The organism is Pseudomonas sp. AP19, assembly GCF_001728855.1.
In the GTDB taxonomy this organism is placed as follows: Bacteria; Pseudomonadota; Gammaproteobacteria; order Pseudomonadales; family Pseudomonadaceae; genus Aquipseudomonas; species Aquipseudomonas fluorescens.
The window spans coordinates 1-1,592 of the sequence record NZ_LXJP01000133.1 but is presented as its reverse complement, the minus strand read 5'-3'; the positions used below and the strand labels follow the sequence as shown (position 1 = coordinate 1,592).

The 1,592-nt window shown below is 56.3% G+C and carries 1 protein-coding gene; it reads right to left on the bottom strand.

The genetic code is table 11. The features are described from left to right. Positions 1-161 precede the first annotated feature (161 nt). Entirely contained in the window at positions 162-1,535 is a 1,374-nt protein-coding gene (locus A7D21_RS33950) for an IS5/IS1182 family transposase (protein WP_069553846.1), read from the bottom strand. Positions 1,536-1,592: the final 57 nt, after the last annotated feature.

The following is a 1,592-nucleotide window of genomic DNA, read 5'->3' as shown; positions in this document are numbered from 1 at the left end:
CCGATTCTGTTGAAAAAGTCGGATTTTCAGATTGCCTGAACTCAAGCGCGACCACCACTGGAGAACCTACTCACCACATTGAGTGGTTTTTCGGCCCTTCGGTGACCTTCGCTGCTCTGTTATTGGGTTAATTTGAGGTTTTTTGCTTGGTGCAGGCGCACCTATCCCGTGACTGGTGGCCCTTGAGATGAAAATTTGGCCAGCCTTCGCAGGTTCTGCACCGCAGCGGCCAGCGTGAATTCATCCGTCGCGCCACTCATGCCACGTAGTCGCAAGCGATCCAATTTCAGGATGCGCTTGAGGTGGGCAAACAACATTTCGACCTTTTTACGTTCGTGGCGAGAGCGCTGATATGCCGGCGTTGCTGCAATGCACCGAGCCACATCGCGAGCGGCTTCATGGACGCTGCGAGCGATCTTGCGGAACGCAGTGTTCGGGCAGCACTTGGCTTTCATCGGACACGTAGCGCAGTCGGTCTGCCGGGATCGGAAGATGATGGTGTTGGCTTTTGTGACGTGCGAACGCTCGTTTTTGAAGGCTCGCCATTCGCTGCGTAATGGGTTGCCGGCCGGGCAGCGGTATTCCTCGGCCTCTTCACTCCAGTGGAAATCGTTACTCGAAAAGCTGTCGTTCTTGCGCTCGGTTTTGTCCCATACCGGCACATGCGGCTCGATGTCCTTTTCCTCCACCATCCAAGCCAACATCGGCGCTGTACCGTAAGCGGTGTCGCCGATGAGGCGCTCTGGCTTGATGTTGAACTGCGCTTCGACCCGATCGATCATCGTCTTGGTGCTCTCGACTTCTGCAGTTCGATGAGCCGGTGTGGGTTCAACATCCATGATCACGCCGTGCTCGGTATCGATCAGATAATTCGTGGAGTAAGCGTAGAAAGCTGGGCCGCCTAAAGCAGCGGTCCAGCGGGCTTGAGGATCCGTCAGCGACAGGCGCTTCGGTAGCGTTTCGGCCAAAGCCTCTTCATCGAGGGCTTCAAGGTACTCACGCACGGTGCGGGTGCTCAGGGCCGGATCGCTCCAGTTGACCGGTTCATCACCCGGTACACCGCGCTGCCGGCTGGCATCCGCTTTGATGATGCTGGCGTCCACGGCAAAGCCTTCGCCCTTGACCAGGCCGGCGTCCATGCAGCGACGCAGCACTTCATTAAACAACCAGCGAAATAGATCACTGTCCCGAAAGCGGCCGTGTCGGTTCTTGGAAAAGGTTGAGTGGTTGGGGACTTCATCTTCAAGGCTCAACCGGCAGAACCAGCGATAAGCTAGGTTCAAATGGGCCTCTTCGCACAACCGCCGTTCGGAGCGGATGCCATAGCAATAGCCGACGATCAGCATCCGAATCATCAGTTCGGGATCAATCGACGGACGCCCAATCGGGCTATAGAAATCGGCGAGGAAATGGCGCAGGTCGCTCAGATCAAGACACTGATCAATGCTGCGCAGAAGGTGATTGGCTGGGATGTGATCTTCAAGATTGAACGAGTAAAACAGTCGCTCCTGCCCACTCGATAACTGTCCCATCATGCTGTGTGATCCCCCTCCGGCCAATGAAGAGATTTTGCCGGAGGCCAGTCAGGGGAG